This window comes from Bacterioplanes sanyensis, from assembly GCF_002237535.1.
GTDB classification, from domain to species: Bacteria; Pseudomonadota; Gammaproteobacteria; order Pseudomonadales; family Oceanobacteraceae; genus Bacterioplanes; species Bacterioplanes sanyensis_A.
Window position 1 is genome coordinate 1,233,821 of the sequence record NZ_CP022530.1, and the last position, 18,680, is coordinate 1,252,500.

Below are 18,680 nucleotides of genomic sequence, written 5' to 3' on the forward strand. Positions count from 1 at the left end.
TTGCGTGGATTTACGCAGGTTTTAGATCAAGCCTGCCGCATCTCCTTGCGATACAAGCTAATACCGGTAATAAGAACCGCCAGCGCCACCACGGCAATGATAATGGTTGCCAAGGCATTGATTTGCGGACTAACCCCCAAACGCACGCTGGAATAGACCACCATCGGCAAGGTGGTAGAACCCGGGCCAGAAACAAAGCTGGCAATCACCAAATCGTCCATCGACAGGGTAAAGGCCAGCAGCCAGCCTGCCCCCAGTGCTGGTGCGATGAGTGGCAAGGTAATGGTGAAAAACACCGTCAGTGGCCGCGCACCCAAATCCAGTGCCGCTTCTTCTAACGAGCGATCCATATGGGCCAGCCGACTTTGCACAATGACGGTGACGTAGGCCATGGAGAAGGTCACATGCGCCAGCAAGATGGTCAGCATGCCGCGGCCTTGCGGCCAGCCGAACACGTCTTCCATGGCCACAAACAGCAACAGCAGTGACAAGCCAATCATGATTTCTGGCATCACCAAAGGCGCTGTGACCATGACCCCGAGGCTTTGGTGGCCACGCTGTTTGCGCAGCCGCACCAGTGCCAGTGCCGCCAAGGTGCCTAGCACCACCGCCAGGCTGGCGTTTAGGCCAGCGATTTTAATGCTCATCCACGCCGCTTCTAACAGCGGCTCATTATTCATAAGCTCACCGTACCAGCGCGTGCTAAAACCGCCCCATACGGTGACCAGGCGGCTGTCGTTAAAGGAATACACCACCAGACTGATGATGGGCGCGTACAAAAAGGCGTAGCCAGCCACTAAGGCCAATACCAGCAGTGGATGTTTTTTCAGCATCAGCCTTGCTCCTCTGCCAGACGTTGCTCGTAATGGCGCATCAGCACAAAGGGCACCACCAACACCAGCAGCAACACAGACGCCAGCGATGACGCCACCGGCCAGTCTTTATTGGCGAAAAACTCGGTCCACATCAGTTTGCCGATCATTAAGGTGTCTGGTCCGCCGAGCAGATCTGGAATAACGAACTCGCCCATCACCGGAATAAACACCAGCATCGAACCTGCCAATACACCGGGCAGAGATTGTGGCAAGGTAATGCTCACAAACTGCCGCCAGGGGCGCGCGCCTAAATCTGCCGCGGCTTCGAGCAAAGTGTTATCGAGGCGAATCAAGGTGGCGTACAGCGGCAGCACCAAAAATGGCAAATAGCTGTACACCACGCCGATATAGACCGCGGTGCTGGTGTGCAAAATGGCTAACGGCTGATCGATAACGCCAAGCCAGAGTAAAAACTGATTCAGCAAGCCGTTGTTTTTTAAGATGCCAATCCAGGCGTACACACGAATCAGAAACGACGTCCAAAACGGCAGAATGATCAGCATCAGCAGTGGCAAACGCCAATGAGAGGGTGCCTTAGCGATGCCATAGGCCATGGGGTAGCCGATCAGCAGGCATAAAATGGTCGATACCAGCGCCACTTTGACCGATCCCCACAGCGCCTCACGGTACAGCGGGTCCTCCCACAATAAGGCGTAGTTGCCGAGGTTGATTTGAATCGTTACCAGGCCATCTTCGACGCTGCGAATCAAATCGGCGTAGGGCGGCTGCGCCAGCATCGGTTCTGTCAGCGAAATCTTGGCGACGAATAAAAACGGCAGCATAAAAAACACCGCCAGCCACAGCCAAGGCACGGCCATTAACAGTCGACGCTGATGAGGCATGAGCCGGGTCTGCAACTCCTTCATAGGGTTAATACCCCGCAGCTGTCGGCGCTCCAGCCAAGGGCTACTTCCTGGCCCCAAGTCAGCGGCTGCTCGGCCAGTGCTTGCACATTGGACTGGGTGAACTGAATGGTTTTACCGCTCGCCAATTTCACGTGATAAATGGAGACGTCACCCAAGTAGGCAATTTCTTCAATCACGCCATGGATGCGGTTGGGCAGGTCGCGGTGTTGCTCATACACGCGAATCTTCTCGGGGCGCACGGCGACGGTCACTTCCATGCCGCTGGCCAAGGGTTGACTGTGGTGTACCTGTAAATCGCAGCCCGCTTCGTCGCTGTGCAGCGTGACCAGATCGTCTTCGTGCTCAGTGACATAGCCGCTAAATAAATTCACCAGGCCAATAAAGTTGGCGGCGTAGCGCGTTGCCGGGAATTCGTACATGCGCCTTGGTGTGTCCATTTGCTCGATGCGACCGTCGTGCATTAAGGCAATGCGCGACGACATGGTCATGGCTTCTTCCTGGTCGTGGGTGACGACCACAAAGGTAATGCCTAGGCGCTCTTGAATGTTCACCAGCTCAAATTGGGTTTGCTCGCGCAGTTTTTTATCCAGCGCGCCCAGAGGCTCATCCAGCAACAGAATTTTCGGGTGCTTGGCGAGGGCGCGGGCGAGGGCGACGCGCTGACGCTGGCCGCCAGAAAGCTGCTGCGGCTTGCGCTCGGCCAGCTGACTGATTTGCACCAGGGCCATGACCTCGGCGACCCGCTCGGCAATTACCGGTTTGGGCATGCGGTCTTGTTTAAGGCCATAAGCAATGTTCTGCGCCACCGTCATGTGCGGAAACAGTGCGTAGTTCTGAAACATCATATTGACCGGGCGCAGGTAGGGCGGCAGGTCGGTAACGTCTTGGCCATCGATGTAAATGCGGCCGCTATCGGGCGTTTCGAACCCACCTAACATGCGCAGCAAGGTGGTTTTGCCGCAGCCTGAAGAGCCCAGCAGGGAGAAGAACTCGCCGCGCTGAATGGTCAGGCTGACATCGTCGACGGCGTAGGTCGCGCCAAAGGTTTTGGTAACGCCTTCGATGCGAACAATGGGTTCTTCATCGCTGGCGGCCCATAAGTTGTCTGCCGGGCTGGGTGACATCGAGGCCATGCTGACAGGGTACTCCTACACAGTTAAAAGCCCCGCCGAGGCGGGGCTGGATGCTATTTGCCGCTTTTGATGCGGGTCCAGGTACGAGACATCAAACGTGCCTGTTTATCCTCCGGCAGCGGCAAGGTAATCAGACGCTGTCGAGTGGCGGCCGGCGGATAAATGCCGGCATGATGCCGGATCTGTTCATCCAGTAAAGCCGTTGCTGCCAAATTTGCATCGGCATACTGCACCGAGTTGCTGATATCGGCGATCACCTGCGGCTGCAGCAAATAACTCAGAAACTGCTTGGCGGCTTTGGGGTTGGGCGCATCCACCGGAATGGCAGCGACGTCCGTCCACACCACCGCGCCCTCGCGCGGCACCACGTATTCAATGTGCACGCCCTGGCCGGCTTCTTGGGCGCGACTTTGTGCTTGCAGCATGTCGCCGGAGTAACCATGCGCCACGCATAAGTCGCCATTGGCCAAATCGTTAATGGTTTGCGAATTGTGGAAGTAGCGCACCTGCGGGCGCACTGCTGCTACCACGGCGGCGGCTTGCTGCAGCGCTTGTTGGCTGTAATCAGCACGGCCCATGCCCAAGTATGCTTGAGCTGCGACCAGTACTTCCAAGGCATCGTCCATCAAGGCGATACCACAGCCAGCCAAACGGCTGGCGATCGCTGGGTCAAATACCAGCCGCCAGCTGTCACCTGGCATATCATCGCCTAAGATGGCGGCGACTTTATCGCGGTTATAGGCCAAGCCGGTGGTGCCCCACATATAGGGCAGCCAAAACTGGTTGCCTGGGTCCATGTCCTGCAGCGAGGCCAGGATCTCACCGTCCAGTTGCTGCCAGCCGCTGAGGCTGTGAGAATCAATAGGCTGATACAGCTTGGCTTTTAGCAGTCGCTCGGCAAACGGACGGGCACTGGGAAACACCAAGTCATAACAGCTGCGACCAGCCAGCATTTTGGTTTCCAGCATTTCGTTGGAATCGTACAGGTCGTACACCACGCGAATACCCGTTTGTTGCTGGAAGTCGGCCAGCGTGTCGGCAGCAATGTAGTCCGACCAGTTGTATATGCGCAGTGTTTCTTGCGCGGTCGTTGGGGCTAAATGAAGTAGGCCCAACATCAGCAGACCAGTGGTTGCAACGCGTTTCAGGATCAGCTTGATCTCCTCACGGAAAACTCAATAAACAGGCCAACGGCCATGGAGGTAGTTTTCGGCCACCGCAGTGGGTTTGAGGGTCTGGTGTGAGGCCGCGCCCTGCTACGGCGCGCAATAGTGCGAACATGGCGGGCAAAAATACAGCAAATTGATTTGATCGTGACGATTACGCGTAATGATGCAAGCGCAAGCGCAAGCGCAGGCGTAGGCCACGGGGGCCCGCGCCCTATGGCTTAGCGGCTGGTTTTAGCGCGTGTCCACATGCGGTTGAGGTTGCGCAGCTGACGCTCATTGGGCGGCGTTAATACGATCAGCTTTTCGCGCGTGGCTTGTGGCGGATAGATGCCCGGATTCGTGCGAATGTCCTCGTCCAACAGCTCGGTGGCGGCGTTATTGGCGTTGGCATAAGCAACGTAATTGGTGATGTCGGCAATCACCTCTGGGCGCATCAAATAGTTCAGGAATTGATGAGCGGCCTCGACGTTGGGCGCATCGGCAGGAATCGCAGCGACGTCGGTCCACACCACGGCGCCTTCTTTCGGCACTATGTATTGAATACGCACGCCGTTATCGGCTTCATCAGCGCGGTCTTGCGCTTGCAACATATCACCGGAATAACCATGTGCCACACAGATATCGCCGTTGGCCATGTCATTGATGGTTTGCGAACTGTGGAAGTAGCGGATGTGCGGGCGCACCGCGCTGATGGTGTCGGCGACCGAAGTAATCGCGCTGCGACTGAAGTCGTCGGTGGCGCTGCCTTGATAGGCACGGGCGGCTACGTACACTTCAATCGGATCGTCCATCAGTGCGATGCCGCAGCCTTGCAGCTTGGCGGTAATTTCCGGATCAAACACCAACTGCCAGCTGTCCAGCGGCATGTCGTCACCCAAGATGGCGGTCACCTTGTCGACGTTGTAGGCAATGCCACTGCTGCCCCACATGTACGGGATCAGGTGTTGATTGCCGGGGTCGATCTGGCTCAACGACTTGAGAATCACTGGGTCGAGGTTTTGATGCTGATCCAGCTGCTCGAGCTGCAATGGCTGCAGTAACTGAGCGCGCAGCAGGCGGTCGGCAAATGGGCGTGCGGTTGGAAAGATCAGATCATAACCACTGCTGCCTGCCAGCATCTTGGCTTCCAGCACCTCATTGGCGTCGTAAACGTCATAGGTCACGCGAATCCCAGTTGCTTGCTCAAAGTTGGCAATGGTGTCTTCGGCGATGTAGTCCGACCAGTTATAAATGTGCAGGCTTTGCTCCGCTTGGGCAGTCATGCCGAGGCAGGCGGTGAGAGCGGTCAGCAGTTTTTTCATGCGGCTGATTCTCCAGCAGTGGCGAATGAATGAGTGGCACAAGGCCGGTTAAAAAAGGCGCGCACCATAAAGGCAAACTGGTTATTTGTCATCCAATATCTGGCACTGGTGCACAAATGGTACAACTGGTCAGGGCGAGCTGACTGCTGAGTTTAGACAGCCTGCAACAGCCTGCTATGATGCCGCTTCCGCAGTGATAAGAATGTCTATGGCCTCTCGCACTCCCAAGAGCAAACCCAGCAGCGCACCCAAAAAGACCGCCAGCAAACGCCAATCTGCCTCGGCCAAGTCCAGCCGCAAAGGGCGCAAAGCCAACAGCAAAGCGGCTCGTCCGAGAGTTTGGAAACGCTGGCTGTGGCGCTTGTGTTTGGTGTTTTTGGTCGCCCTGGCGGTGTATCTGGTGTACCTCGATGCGCAGATTCGTGAGCGCTTTGAAGGCAATAAGTGGGATTTGCCTGCCAAGGTGTATGCGCGCCCATTTACCCTTTATCCGGGCCTGAGCGTGTCCGAGGCTCAGTTGCAGGCGGAGCTGCAGTGGGCCGACTACCGCCGCGACAAAGACGCCAACAGCCCGGGCAGTTTTGATCGCCGTGGTGACGATTGGCTGATCTATCGCCGTGCGTTTGCGTTTTGGGACGGGGCAGAGCCTGCCCGCCAGCTGCGCATCGAAATGGAAAATGGCCGAGTTCAGCGCATTTGGGACGCCCAAGGCGAGCAAGCGTTGGTGCGACTGGAGCCTCAGTACATTGGCGGCATTTTTCCATCGGATAACGAAGACCGCGAACTGGTGCGCTTAGAGGATGTACCGCCAGAGCTGGTGGCGGCACTGATCATCACTGAAGACCAAAGTTTTTTTCAACACTGGGGCATTTCTCTGCGTGGCATCGCCCGCGCCATGATGGCCAACGTGCGCGCCGGTGGCATGGTGCAAGGCGGCTCGACGTTGACGCAGCAACTGGTGAAAAACTTCTTTCTAACCTCGGAGCGCACGCTAACGCGCAAAGCGCAAGAAGCGCTGATGTCGATATTGCTGGAGCTGCACTACGACAAAGAAGAGATCCTGCAGGCCTACCTGAACGAAGTTTATTTGGGCCAGGCCGGACGGCGCGCCATTCATGGTTTTGGTTTGGCTGCGCGATTCTATTTTGGTAAGTCGGCGCGCGAGTTGTCGCTGGCGGAGTCGGCTACCTTAGTGGGGCTGGTCAAAGGCGCTTCCTATTACAACCCGCGTCGCCACCCACAACGTGCCAAGCAGCGACGTGATCTGATTTTGGGGCTGATGGCTGATAACGGCATCATTTCCGACCAACAACGCCGCCAGGCTCAGGCGCAGCCGTTGCTGACATCATCGCCGCGTCGCGCGGGGCAGCGAGAATATCCGGCTTTCTTGGAGCTAGCGAAGCAGCAATTACAGCGCGACTATCGCTTGCAGGATTTGCAAAGCGACGGCTTGAACATCTTCACCACCCTGGACCCATGGATTCAGCACGCCGTTGAGCGCGCCGCCGAGGAAGAGCTACAGCGTCTGGAGCGACGCTTCCCAGAGCATGATGGCCAGCTCGAGACGGCGGCGGTAGTGACCAGCGTCGATGGTGGCGAGATTCGGGCGTTGTTGGGCTCACGCAAAGCCGAATTTTTTGGCTTTAACCGGGCGCTGGATGCGCGCCGGCCTATGGGCTCTTTGGTGAAACCGGCGGTGTTCCTCGCGGCGTTAAACAGTGGACGTTATCACTGGGCTTCGCCCATCAGTGACCGCCCTGTGGTGGTGACAGGCCCAGGTGGCCAGCGCTGGGAGCCAAAAAACTATGACCTGCAAAGTCACGGTGACGTGACACTAGAAGCCGCACTGCATCGCTCGCTCAATCAGGCAACGGCGCGTTTAGGTATGACGGTCGGTTTGGAAGCGGTGGCGAGCACCCTACAACGGTTAGGGTTTGAAGGTGACATTCCGCCGTATCCATCCATGTTACTGGGGGCCGTAGAAGGCAGTCCGGTCGAGGTGGCCAGTTTTTATCAGACCATGGCATCGCAAGGGTTTTACACGCCGCTGCGCACCATTGCGGCGGTGACCACCAGTCAGGGCCAGACCTTGTCGTCTTATGCCATTGAAGGCGAACAGCGCTACGCCGCCAGCAGCATGCAATGGCTGCGCTACGGCTTGGAGCAGGTGGTCGAGTCGGGCACCGCTCGGCGTCTACAGCAACGTATTCCAGTGCCGCTTGCGGCCAAAACCGGCACCAGTGATGAGCAACGTGATGCCTGGTTCGCCGGTTTCGACAATCGCCACCTGGGGGTGTTTTGGGTTGGGCGAGATGACAACAAACCCATGCCGGTGTCTGGCAGCAGCGGTGCCTTGCCGTTATGGTTGAATGCCTTTGAACGCATCGGTGTCGAGGGCTTAACTCCCGCGCAGGCGCTGGCATGGTATCCGGTGTTGCCGGATGGCACCTTACTGCCGCAGGGGTGTAAGGATCGCCGCGCCAGTGAATACCCCTTTACCGATCAAGCGCTGAGTAACTTCCAGCCGGATGTCGCGGCGTGTGCATCCGGACAGCAGCAACAAGAGGAAAAATCGTGGTTCGATTGGCTGTTTTAACACTGTGTCTGTTGGGCCTGGCGGCGTGTTCAACGGCACCATCTCGCACGACATCGGCGCAGGCTGAGGTAGGCGCGGCGCAATTGCCTCGCTGGCACAGCGGCATGTTGGCCGCGTTAGATCAAGGGCAGCATCACCCAGCGGTGGCGGCTTTGTTTCGCCAAGCCGAGCAAGCACGGCAGCAGCGCCAATGGCGCTTGGCATTAACCTACTTGGATCAGGCGCGCCAGATTCAGCCACGTAATGCGGCGATTCTGTATCGTCAGGCTTGGGTCAGCTTGCAATTGCAGGAGCCGCAGCGCGCCGAGCAGTTACTACAGCGCGCGTTGGTATTCAGTCAGGAACAACAGCTCAGCCAACGTTTGCACTTGCTGCTGGCGGAAGCCTTGGAGGCTCAAGGGAAACGCGGTGCCGCCGAACGTCATCGCCGTCAGGCAGCGCAGCTGGGTTAGGCTGCTGGGTTAGATTGGTCAGCCTTAGGGCTGACCCTCTGCCGTTTCTGGGGCCCGGCGCACCAAAGTCAGCAATAGCAAACTGCCAGCCAGCCAAAACCATAAGGCGCTGTGGCTAACAATGTTGAATTGCCAATAGCCGATGAGCAGGCCACACCAGATGGGCGTTGCCAACCAGCAAGCTGAACGTCGCTGCCAAGCGCCCCATAACAACCCCACCAGCGCCACAGCCAATACCAGAAACAGCCAGTAGTGCAGATATGGTCCGCTGCGAGTGAGCGCAAAGACCGCGCAAATGGCCAGCAGTGCGCGCCCCCAAATCAGCCGACTGAAAAAATGGCCGAACTGCTCGGCAGCAACAATCGCGGCCAATAACGGCAAGCCCGCATAGAGTGTCAACTGCAGCAGTAGCTGCGTGGCATGATTCAGCTCTGCACTGTCACTGCCGGCGGCCATGCCATTGAGCATGGAGGCCGGCAACAAGATGACGGCGACGCAGAAGCGCCCCGCATCGCCACCACTCCAGTTGCCGCGCGGACGTGTGACCCACGCCATCACCAGAGCACAGATTGCTGCCAAGACGCTGCCAAGTACCCACATGTCGCTGAGCTCTACAGGGTCGCCATCACCCGCTCTGCAGCGGCGATGGTGTCGTTGATGTCCTGCTCGCTGTGCGCCGCCGACATAAAGCCTGCCTCAAATGACGACGGTGCCAGGTAAACACCTTGCTCCAGCATGCCGTGGAAGAAGCGGTTAAAGCGCTCGCCATCACACTGCTCGGCCACGTCTTTAAAGCAGCTCACTTGCTCCAGTTCGGTAAAGAACAGGCCAAACATGGAACCGGCGCGGTTGCTGGTAAAGGCGACGCCGTGCTTGTCAGCGGCTTGCTGGAAGCCAGCCAGCATCTGTTCTACTCGGGCATTGAGCTGATCGTACAGGCCTGGTTTTTGGATCGCTTTCATCATCGCCAGACCAGCCGACATGGCCAAAGGGTTACCTGACAAGGTACCGGCTTGGTACACAGGGCCCAGTGGAGCCAGATGCTCCATGATGGCGCGCTTGCCGCCAAAGGCACCGACCGGCAGACCGCCGCCAATGACTTTGCCCAAGCAAGTCATATCTGGAGTGATGTCGTACCAGGCTTGGGCGCCGCCCATTGCTACGCGAAAGCCAGTCATCACCTCATCAAAAATCAGCACGGTGCCATGCACGTCGCACAGTTCACGCAGCCCTTGCAGGAAAGATTTGCTCGGCGGAATGCAGTTCATGTTGCCCGCCACAGGCTCAACGATGATGGCTGCAATCTGATCGCCGACTTGGGCAAAGCACTCGCGCACGCTGTCGAGATTGTTAAATTCCAGCGTGATGGTGTGCTCGGCGACGGACGCTGGCACGCCGGGAGACGTCGGTACGCCTAAGGTCAGCGCACCTGAGCCGGCTTTCACCAATAGTGAGTCGGCATGACCGTGGTAGCAGCCTTCAAATTTCACCAGCTTGTCGCGGCCGGTAAAACCACGGGCCAGGCGAATGGCACTCATGGTGGCTTCGGTGCCTGAGTTGGTCATGCGTATCATGTCCATGGATGGCACCAGTTTGCACACCTCGTTGGCCATCTCGGTTTCGATGCCGGTGGGGGCGCCAAAACTCAGGCCTTTTTCCATGCGCTCACGCACGGCGTCCAAGATTTCTGGCGCGCTGTGGCCAAGAATCATTGGCCCCCAAGAGCCAACGTAATCGATGTAACGATTGCCATCGACGTCGAATACGTGAGCGCCTTTGGCATGGTCAAAGAAGATCGGGGTACCGCCCACGCCTTTAAATGCACGCACGGGCGAATTCACACCCCCCGGAATGTGCTGCTGTGCGGCATTAAACAAGGACTCAGATTGGGCAATGGAATAGCTCATAAAGGGCTCTCAATCAGAAGGGTTTGACGACCACCAGAATGACAATGGCGATCAGAATGAAAACGGGCACTTCGTTAAACCAGCGATAAAACACGTGTGAACGCAGGTTTTGGTCGTGCAGAAATACTTTGCGCACATGGCCGCAATACAGGTGGTAGCCCACCATGGTTGCCACCAAGGTCAGCTTGGCGTGCATCCAGCCGGCGGCCATGTAATAACTGGGGCTAAAGCTGATTAGCCACAGCCCTAGCGCGATGACTGCCACCATGGATGGCCACATAATGCCGCGATAGAGTTTGCGCTCCATGATTTTGAAGCGCTCACGCGAGACTTCATCCTCAGCGCTGGCGTGGTAAACGAATAAACGCGGCAGATAAAAGATCGCAGCGAACCAGGTCACCACGGCGACGATATGAAAGGCTTTAACCCACAGCATCAAGGCTCCTTACGGCCAGGTTGGTAGCGGTAAAAATGTTCTACCTGCTCGCGCGACAGCAATCCCAAACAATGTGGTTCTTGCTCTCGGCGAGTAATGGCCAGCCATTGTAATTGAGCCGACTGCATTTGGTCTAAAGCATCCTGCAGATTTGCCCGCAGAGGCAGCCAAGCGGTTTGCTCGCGCTCGGCGGGAATGGCGAGCAAATCGATGCGCTCTGGGCGCTCATCTTGTTGGGTTAACCAATGCGCTAGGTCAGCGGCGGGCAATAGCGTGTGTTCATCGCTGAGCAGTAACCACTGCACTTGCTCGCCGAGCAGATAATCGGCGGTGGTGATGCTGATATGACGATCGACGGCAATAAAAGAACGTTGCATCAACGGCGCTACCCAAGTGTTGCGCAGCAATTGTTGCACCGCACTGGGCTCGGCGCTGGCAGCCGGCTGCAGCTTGAACACCGATGGCAGATGAAACACCTCGCTCACGACTAAGCAGGCAATCACGATGGCCAGCATGCCGGGCATGATGATGTTCGGATTGGCGGTCAGCTCTAGCAGTGCCACCAAGGCGGCCAACGGTGCTCGTAAGGATGCCGCCATAACCGCGGCCATGCCCAAAATGGCGTAGAAACCGGCAGAAATCGGGTAATCGGGAAACCAGTGGATGGCGACCTGCGCCAGCATGGCTCCGAGCAAGGCACCAATAAACATCACCGGGCCAATCAGCCCGGCGGGAAATCCCACACCAGCGGCCCAGGCTGCCAGCAGCAACTTGCCCAACAGCAACAACGCCAAAGTCGCCAATGCCAGCTCACCCAATAAGGCCGCATTCACTGTGTCGTAGCCGATGCCGAGCAACTCCGGCAGCCAAAAGCTGATCAGCGCGGTGACTAGGGTTAGCCCTCCCCAGCGCAGCCACAGAGGCCAGTGTTGATACTGTTGCAGCTGGCGCACCAGCAATATAAAGCTGCTGGCGACGATGCCGGCCAGAATGCCGAGCAACAAAATAACGGGTATTTCTTTTAGCGAATGAATGTCCAGCTCTGGCACCAGAAAGGCCGTTTCAGCTCCGAACACGGCCTCGCTGACAATGGCACCTGCCACGGACGCCAGAATAATCGGAATAAAGCCGCGAATGCTGTACTCCAGCAGCACCACTTCCATGGCAAAAATTACCCCAGCCATGGGCGTGTTGAAGGACGCGGATATGGCACTGGCGACGCCGCAGCCGGCAAGAATGCGTAGCCGGTGGTGCGCCAGACCTGCGCGCTGACCCATCTGGCTGGCAACACCGGCGCCCAAGTGAATGGCTGGCCCTTCGCGGCCGGCACTGTGGCCACTGATCAGGGCCACCACGGCGGCCACAAACTGCACCAGCATATTGCTCAGCGGCAAATAGCCTTGGTGCTGCTCCATGCGTTGCAGTACGTGAGCAACGCCGACATGGCGGCGTTCGGTCGGCAGTGCATAAAAACCGGCCAGTAACACCGCACCGCCGATGCACACCAATGCGGCGCGCAGCCATGGCTGCAACGCTTCGTAGTGTTCCGCGTGTTGCATCGGCAGCCAGGCGACTAACGGCCATTCGATGGCAAGACGAAATAGGGTAATCAAGCCAGCGCTGGCCAGTCCGACCAACAGCGCCAAAAGCGCCAGTCCTATCTGGCTGTCAGACAGGGCAATCTGTTGTTGCCAATGTTGGCGCAAGCCGGACCATCGCATGGGCATTCCATTGGTGGCGGGTGAAGAGGGCCGGTGTCCACAACCCGGCATAAGCTATATTATACGCTTCTTTTATAATGAAATGACTGAAGGGGGCGCTGTGATCAAGGTCGGTATAGTAGGCGGAACAGGCTACACAGGAGTCGAGCTGCTGCGTTTATTGGCGCATCACCCGGAAGTCGAGTTGCGTGTCATTACTTCGCGCAGTGAAGAAGGGGTGGCGGTAGCCGATTTATACCCCAACTTGCGCGGGCATGTAGATTTAAAGTTTACCGTCCCGGATGCTCAAGCGCTGGCCGCCTGTGATCTGGTGTTCTTTGCCACGCCGCATGGCGTTGCGCATGCCTTGGCCGATGAGGTGCTTGCCGCCGGTGCGCGGGTGGTGGATCTGTCCGCCGATTTTCGCTTAACCGATATCGCTACGTGGGAAAGCTGGTACGGCCAGGCCCACGGTGCCCCACACCTAGTGGATCAAGCTGCGTATGGGTTACCCGAGCGCTATCGCAGCAAGGTGTGCGACAGCAAGCTGGTCGCGGTGCCTGGGTGTTTCCCGACTTCTATCGAACTGGGTCTGTTACCGCTGGCGGAGAAAGGTCTACTGAAAGACCAACGTGCGATTGCGGATTGCAAAACTGGCGTCAGCGGCGCTGGTCGCGGCGCCAAAGTTGGCTCGCTATTGTGTGAAGCCAGTGAATCCCTACACGCCTATGGCGTCTCAGGGCACCGCCATTTGCCAGAAATTCGCCAGGTACTGAGCGATGCCGCTGGCAGCTCGGTGGATGTGACCTTTATTCCGCATCTGACGCCAATGATTCGCGGTATTCACGCCACGCTCTACTGCCGCAGTGATCTCAGCCAAGAAGAGCTGCAGCAGCTGTATCAACAGCGTTATGCCGATGAGCCGTTTGTTGATGTGATGCCAGCCGGCAGCGCCCCCAGCACACGCAGTGTGAAAGGCAGCAACGTCTGTCGAATTGCTGTGCATAAACTGGCGTACAGCGATCAGGTGGTGATTTTGTCAGCCATCGATAACTTGGTGAAAGGTGCATCCGGCCAGGCGGTGCAAAATATGAACCTGATGTTTGGCCTGGAAGAAACCTGTGGCCTTAATCACGTGGCCTTGATGCCGTAACGGATAACACCCGGATTCAGAAGGACGTAACAGCATGGCAGTAGTTAAAGGTAGCCAGCAAGATCGGTTGGTAATTCGCCACTATGAACCAGGCCAGAGAGTACGACGTTTCTTTTATTTTTGGCTGACCCTGATTGTGATCGGTGCGGGCGGTTACTTTGCTGGCACTTACCAGAGCATGGAGACCATCAATACCTTAACGCAGCAGCGCGACAGCTTTGAGGGCCAGTTGTTGCAAGCCGAGCGCGGCATCGAAGAAATGACCCAGCGCGTGAAGGTGTTGGAGAAAGGTGGCGAGGTTGATCGCCAAGCTACCGAGGGCATTCGCCAAACGGTGCGTGAGTTAAAAGCGCAAGTATCCAGCCTTGAAGAAGAAGTCAGCTTCTACAAAGGCATCATGGCGCCGAGTTCTGGAGATAAAGGTCTGCGCGTTAGCAAGATGGACATTACCACTGCCGATGGCAGTCACATAGATTACTCCATTGTGCTCACTCAAGTGGCCGATAACTCCAGCTACATCAGCGGCTTGGCGGCGGTCAATGTGATCGGCCAGCGCCAAGGTGAGCAAGTGATTTTGCCGCTCAGAGAGCTCGACCCAGAGATCACCGAATTGGGCATTAAATTCCGCTTCCGTTACTTCCAGGAAGTGAAAGGGCGGTTGTCATTACCCGATGACTTTCAGCCGCAGAAGATACAGGTGGTGTTGCAGGCGACAGGCAGCAAAGCACAACGTGTAGAACGCACAGAAGAATGGCCGCAACCACAAGGAGAGGCATAAATGTTTAGCAGTAAAGACAAGGGCAGCAGCGCGCATTACGACACGCTGATCTCCGCTAAAACCGAGATTGCCGGTGATCTCAAGTTCACCGGTGGCCTGCATATTGATGGTGTGGTGAAAGGCAATTTGCTGGCTGAGGCTGGCTCTGGCGCGATTGTGCGCATCAGTGACAAGGGCCGGGTTGAAGGACAGATTCACGCCCCCAATATCATCATCAATGGTGAGGTACTGGGCGACGTGCATGCTGGTGAATACATCGAACTGGCGAAAAAAGCCCGCGTACGCGGCGACGTCTACTACCAAGCCATGGAAATGGTGTTGGGTGCCGAAGTGAACGGTAAGTTGCATCACCAAAGCAAAGGCCAGGGTAAGAAGTCCAGCCCAGCACCTGCGCCGGCGCCACAGCCGGAAATGGGTGTTGGTTCAGCGCCGGGTAAAGTTGACTGATTTACTCAGGTAAGCGGATAATGCGCCTCGGGCTGCAGTGACGGCCTGGCGCAAACCTGAGCCCGCCGATGGGCAAGATTTTTCTGACAACGAGCCACACGGCTCACATTGGAGTTCCTATGAGTGCTGTTGAACAAGCTGCTCCGTTCGAGTTAACCGCTGCGGCCAAGGACAAGGTACGTGAACTCTTGCAAGACGAGGCCGATGACGAGCTGTGCTTACGGGTGTTTGTCACCGGTGGCGGTTGCTCGGGCTTCCAGTATGGCTTCACCTTTGACGACGACCGCGCCGAAGACGATGCCTTGATCACCGACCAAGGCGTGCGTGTGCTGGTCGATTCTCTCAGTTACGGTTATCTTGTTGGCTCTGTGTTGGATTACAAAGAAGGGTTGGAAGGATCGCGCTTCACCGTGGACAACCCCAGTGCCACATCGACTTGCGGCTGCGGTTCTTCTTTCTCCATTTAACTCATTCAGGAGAAAGGCATGCGTTCACTGTGCTGGCTGTTGTTGGTATTCACATCCTTGGTTATGGCCGACCCGAAAGTGGCAACGCCGCTGGTCAGTGCACCGCAGAAGTTGCAAGCCATGGTGGAGCTGCACACGGCAGATGAGTTACAGCGCCTGCTGACGCGCGCCGAGCAAGTCGCCAATGGCGACGGCCAATATCGCACCGAAGACCCGATTGCCATCGTCTTGCATGGCCAAGAGATTCAGCTGTTCAAACGCAGCAGTTACGACACCCACAAACAACTGATCGATTTGGCCGCCAAGCTCGATGCCTTTAACGTGGTTGACCTGAAAGTGTGCCAACGCTGGATGGGAGACAATGGCATTTTGGCCGACGAGCTGCCCGCCTTTCTTGAGCCCGTACCGTTTGGCGGCGATGAAGTTCAGCGCTTGCAAGAAGCGGGCTACGCCTTCTTCTGACGTTTAGGCCGGGTAAATGCCGCCGAGAATGCGGCCGCCGGCCGCGCCGGTTACGCTGGCAATGTTACCGCATTGACCTTCAAGCGCTTGCTTCGCTAGCCAGGCAAACGCCATGGCCTCCACCCAATCCGGATCAATCCCAATGTCTGCGGTGCTGGCGACAGCATGATGCGGCAGCGCTTGTTGCAACGCTGCCATCATTGCTTGGTTATGTGCGCCGCCACCACACACCCAAATCGGTGCTGAGCTCAGGCCATAGTGCTGCACCGCCATGCGGATGCTGTTTACCGTCAATTGCTGCAGTGTGGCCAACGCGTCGTTGTGATGCATACCGACAGGCACGGCAAAGCGCTGCAGATTAAAGTGTTCACGCCCAGTGCTGCGTGGCGGTGGGGTGGTGAAGTATGGGTCTTGCAACCACTGCTCTAACAACGCCTGATTGACCTTGCCTTGGCTGGCCCGTTGGCCGTTTTGATCGCAAGCACCCAAATGCTGTTGCTGGCAGTACTCATCTAACAGCGCATTGCCCGGGCCACAATCGAAACCACTGACGTCGTCATGATTCAGCATGCTGAGGTTGGCGATGCCGCCAATGTTCAGCACCATGCCGCGCTCGTTGGCGAGCATTTGCCGATGAAATGCCGGCACCAATGGCGCGCCTTGGCCGCCGGCGGCGATATCTCGGCGACGAAAGTCGGCGACGCAGGTAATGCCGGTATGCTCGGCCAGCCAACTGGGGTTATCCAGTTGCCAGCTGGCGCAGTTGGGCTGTGGCCGGTGATGCAATGTGTGGCCATGGGAACCAATAGCGCGCACGGCACTGGCCGGTAGATCGGCGCTGTGCAGTAACTGCTGCACGGCCGTCACACTGAGTTCGGCCAGGGTGTGCTGCACGTCCAATAACGATGCGACGGCGACTGTGTCGCTGGTGGCCAGTTGTCGTAACTGGCGTTGCAGCTCGGCTGGGTATTTCAATGCATAGCTAGCACGCAGCCGTGGCGTTGGACCGAATTCCACTAACGCAGCGTCGAGGCCATCGGCACTGGTGCCGGACATAAGGCCGATGTACAGCGTCATTCAAACGACTCCGCGCTGGCCACATCGCCGTTGCTTTCTAGCCAAGACTGCATGGTTTGGGCATGTTGCAAGAACTGCGGTTTGTCGCTTTTGGCGATGGACTCCGCTTTCGGCAGCTTCACTCGCAATGAGTCCCGATGTACGCCATCAACTAGGAATTCGTAGTGCAGATGTGGGCCGGTGGCCAGACCCGTTGAGCCGACGTAGCCAATGATCTGTCCTTGCTTAATGCTGCGCCCTTTGCGCGCATTGCGGTTGAACTTGCTCAAATGCGCATACAGGGTTTGATAGCGGCTGCCGTGCTGAATGATCACCACGTTGCCGTATCCACCTTTGCGCCCGGCGAAAGTGATTTTGCCATCGCCTGCGGCTTTAATCGGGGTACCGCGTGGTGCGGCGTAGTCTGTGCCTTTGTGAGCACGAATGCGATTCAACACCGGGTGTTTGCGGCTGAGGTTAAAACGCGAGCTGATGCGGAAGAAGTCGATAGGATTGCGCAAGAAGGCTTTGCGCATGCTGCGACCCTCTGGCGTGTAGTAGCTGCTGTTGCCTTCATCGTCTTCAAATCGAATGGCGGTCAGATCGCGGCCATTGTTGATGAAACGTGCGATGAGAATATCACCGTTGCCAATTTTCTCGCCGTCTAAAAAGACTTCTTCAAAGATCAGGCTGAATTGATCGCCCTCGCGAATGTCGAGAGCAAAGTCGATGTCCCAACCGAAAATGCCGGCCAGCTCGATCAAAATCTCCTCTGGAATGCCAGCGCTGGTGCCATCGACAAACAAGGAGTTGTTAATGGTGGCTTTGGCATGGTGTGGGCGATATTCGGCATCACGCTCCAGTAGCTGGTAGCCCAGCTTGCCTTGCTCGTCTCTGGCCAGGGCATGACGTGCCAGTGGTGAGATCAGAATCTCCAGGTGCAAGACACCGTTATCATCGGAGCGTACCCACCGCAGGGTTTGACCGGGCTGCAGTTTCAAAGCGTCCTTCGGCAGCTTGGCGGCCACTTCCAACATGTCGGCGGCGCGCAGCGTATTGCGCTCGAACAGCGTAGACAAGCTGTCACCGGGCTTAATCGTATCTTCTTCCCAAGTGAGTTGTGGCTCGGTAATGATGGGTTCGACGGCGGAGGGCTGGGTTTCGGAGGACTGGGTGTCGGCTATCGTGGTGGCATCGGAGGTGTTGCTGTTTTGGGTTGGAGCCGCTAACGGTTTGGGTTGTTCATCGGCGGCGGGAATGACCAGCTTGGTGGTGACACTGCGCTGGCTGGGTTGCGGTGAAGGCAATACAAAGATCACCGCCAATAACAATAATAAAGCTGAAGCAGCAATCAGGTGTGGAGCGGGGAAATACTGCAAACGTCCCGGCAGAGGCATAATAAAAAACCTTAATCTACATTCTGGCAACGCTGGCAGTTTAAACAATCCGCCGGCGATTTACTGCAGCCAGGATTCGTTAGTTGCGGCCAGCGTGATGTGGCTGGCTTGATTTTAACCTTTGTTCAGGTATGTTCAGCCTCCTTTTCACCATCACAATATTGAGTGCTGATATGACTGCCGCATTGATTGAAGACTTAAAGGCGCGGGGCCTGATCAACCAGGTGACTGCCGACGAAGAACTGGTTGAACACCTGAACACAGGCTCGCGTGCACTTTATTGTGGCTTTGATCCGACTGCAGACAGCTTGCACTTAGGGCACTTGGTGCCGTTGCTGGTATTGAAGCGCTTTCAACAAGCGGGGCATAAACCCATCGCATTGGTGGGTGGTGCTACCGGCTTGATCGGTGACCCGAGCTTTAAAGCGGCCGAGCGTCAGCTGAATACGCCTGACATTGTTGCCGGTTGGGCCGATAAGATTCGT

At 56.9% G+C, this 18,680-nt stretch carries 19 protein-coding genes (1 of these 19 cut by a window edge); 8 read left to right on the plus strand and 11 right to left on the minus strand.

What is annotated here, in order from left to right:
• Positions 1 to 26: 26 nt before the first annotated feature.
• The 5 genes from CHH28_RS05750 to CHH28_RS05770 form a co-directional block, all read right to left on the minus strand.
• Entirely contained in the window at positions 27 to 833 is an 807-nt protein-coding gene (locus CHH28_RS05750) for an ABC transporter permease subunit (RefSeq protein WP_094059418.1), read from the minus strand.
• On the minus strand, positions 833 to 1,717 hold the full coding sequence (locus CHH28_RS05755) for an ABC transporter permease subunit (RefSeq protein ID WP_233243762.1): 885 nt from the start codon (positions 1,715 to 1,717) through the stop codon (positions 833 to 835). Before CHH28_RS05755 ends, CHH28_RS05750 begins: the two co-directional genes overlap by 1 nt.
• A gap of 20 nt (positions 1,718 to 1,737) precedes the next feature.
• Positions 1,738 to 2,874, minus strand: coding sequence for an ABC transporter ATP-binding protein (locus tag CHH28_RS05760; RefSeq protein ID WP_199244011.1), 1,137 nt, complete (start codon positions 2,872 to 2,874; stop codon positions 1,738 to 1,740).
• Positions 2,875 to 2,927: 53 nt separating this feature from the next.
• Entirely contained in the window at positions 2,928 to 3,992 is a 1,065-nt protein-coding gene (locus tag CHH28_RS05765) for an extracellular solute-binding protein (RefSeq protein ID WP_094059420.1), read from the minus strand.
• Positions 3,993 to 4,261: 269 nt separating this feature from the next.
• Positions 4,262 to 5,344 (minus strand): extracellular solute-binding protein, encoded by a 1,083-nt coding sequence (locus CHH28_RS05770; protein ID WP_094059421.1) that lies wholly within the window; start codon positions 5,342 to 5,344, stop codon positions 4,262 to 4,264.
• Between the two features lie 208 nt (positions 5,345 to 5,552).
• On the opposite strand from CHH28_RS05770, the gene mrcB reads away from it, so the two are divergent.
• Positions 5,553 to 7,940 carry a penicillin-binding protein 1B gene (mrcB, locus tag CHH28_RS05775; protein ID WP_157729797.1) on the plus strand — a complete coding sequence of 796 codons (2,388 nt, stop codon included), beginning with the start codon at positions 5,553 to 5,555 and terminating at the stop codon, positions 7,938 to 7,940.
• Entirely contained in the window at positions 7,919 to 8,392 is a 474-nt protein-coding gene (locus tag CHH28_RS05780) for a tetratricopeptide repeat protein (RefSeq protein ID WP_094059423.1), read from the plus strand. Before mrcB ends, CHH28_RS05780 begins: the two co-directional genes overlap by 22 nt.
• A gap of 24 nt (positions 8,393 to 8,416) precedes the next feature.
• Here CHH28_RS05780 and CHH28_RS05785 read toward each other — a convergent pair whose 3' ends face one another.
• Genes CHH28_RS05785 through CHH28_RS05800 form a run of 4 tightly spaced genes read right to left on the minus strand, consistent with a single transcriptional unit; the run spans position 8,417 to position 12,456 of the window.
• Positions 8,417 to 8,992 (minus strand): hypothetical protein, encoded by a 576-nt coding sequence (locus tag CHH28_RS05785; protein WP_094059424.1) that lies wholly within the window; start codon positions 8,990 to 8,992, stop codon positions 8,417 to 8,419.
• An 11-nt stretch (positions 8,993 to 9,003) separates the two neighbouring features.
• On the minus strand, positions 9,004 to 10,299 hold the full coding sequence (hemL, locus tag CHH28_RS05790; protein WP_199244012.1) for a glutamate-1-semialdehyde 2,1-aminomutase: 1,296 nt from the start codon (positions 10,297 to 10,299) through the stop codon (positions 9,004 to 9,006).
• A 13-nt stretch (positions 10,300 to 10,312) separates the two neighbouring features.
• Positions 10,313 to 10,735 carry a protoporphyrinogen oxidase HemJ gene (gene hemJ / locus CHH28_RS05795; RefSeq protein WP_094059425.1) on the minus strand — a complete coding sequence of 141 codons (423 nt, stop codon included), beginning with the start codon at positions 10,733 to 10,735 and terminating at the stop codon, positions 10,313 to 10,315.
• Positions 10,735 to 12,456, minus strand: coding sequence for a chloride channel protein (locus CHH28_RS05800; RefSeq protein WP_157729798.1), 1,722 nt, complete (start codon positions 12,454 to 12,456; stop codon positions 10,735 to 10,737). Before CHH28_RS05800 ends, hemJ begins: the two co-directional genes overlap by 1 nt.
• A 100-nt stretch (positions 12,457 to 12,556) precedes the next feature.
• Here CHH28_RS05800 and argC point away from each other — a divergent pair, with 100 nt between their 5' ends.
• The 5 genes from argC to CHH28_RS05825 all read left to right on the plus strand — a co-directional run bounded on the left by argC (position 12,557) and on the right by CHH28_RS05825 (position 15,742).
• A complete protein-coding gene (argC, locus tag CHH28_RS05805) occupies positions 12,557 to 13,588 on the plus strand; it encodes an N-acetyl-gamma-glutamyl-phosphate reductase (protein ID WP_094061992.1) in 1,032 nt (343 codons plus the stop codon).
• A gap of 34 nt (positions 13,589 to 13,622) precedes the next feature.
• On the plus strand, positions 13,623 to 14,366 hold the full coding sequence (locus tag CHH28_RS05810; RefSeq protein WP_094059427.1) for a DUF6776 family protein: 744 nt from the start codon (positions 13,623 to 13,625) through the stop codon (positions 14,364 to 14,366).
• A complete protein-coding gene (locus CHH28_RS05815; protein WP_094059428.1) occupies positions 14,367 to 14,813 on the plus strand; it encodes a bactofilin family protein in 447 nt (148 codons plus the stop codon).
• Between the two features lie 119 nt (positions 14,814 to 14,932).
• A complete protein-coding gene (gene erpA, locus CHH28_RS05820; RefSeq protein WP_094059429.1) occupies positions 14,933 to 15,280 on the plus strand; it encodes an iron-sulfur cluster insertion protein ErpA in 348 nt (115 codons plus the stop codon).
• Positions 15,281 to 15,298: 18 nt separating this feature from the next.
• Positions 15,299 to 15,742: a DsrE family protein gene (locus CHH28_RS05825; RefSeq protein ID WP_094059430.1), complete on the plus strand. Its 444-nt coding sequence runs from the start codon at positions 15,299 to 15,301 to the stop codon at positions 15,740 to 15,742.
• 3 nt (positions 15,743 to 15,745) lie between these two features.
• Here the strand turns inward: CHH28_RS05825 and CHH28_RS05830 are convergent, their stop codons facing one another.
• Together CHH28_RS05830 and CHH28_RS05835 are read right to left on the minus strand one after the other, a co-directional pair.
• Entirely contained in the window at positions 15,746 to 16,819 is a 1,074-nt protein-coding gene (locus CHH28_RS05830) for an anhydro-N-acetylmuramic acid kinase (RefSeq protein WP_094059431.1), read from the minus strand.
• A complete protein-coding gene (locus CHH28_RS05835; protein WP_094059432.1) occupies positions 16,816 to 18,195 on the minus strand; it encodes a peptidoglycan DD-metalloendopeptidase family protein in 1,380 nt (459 codons plus the stop codon). Before CHH28_RS05835 ends, CHH28_RS05830 begins: the two co-directional genes overlap by 4 nt.
• 173 nt (positions 18,196 to 18,368) lie before the next feature.
• On the opposite strand from CHH28_RS05835, the gene tyrS reads away from it, so the two are divergent.
• A protein-coding gene (gene tyrS, locus CHH28_RS05840; RefSeq protein WP_094059433.1) for a tyrosine--tRNA ligase crosses the window boundary here: on the plus strand, positions 18,369 to 18,680 show its start. The gene runs 981 nt beyond the window's last position; only the first 312 of its 1,293 coding nucleotides appear in the window; the start codon lies at positions 18,369 to 18,371; its stop codon lies beyond the right edge, outside the window.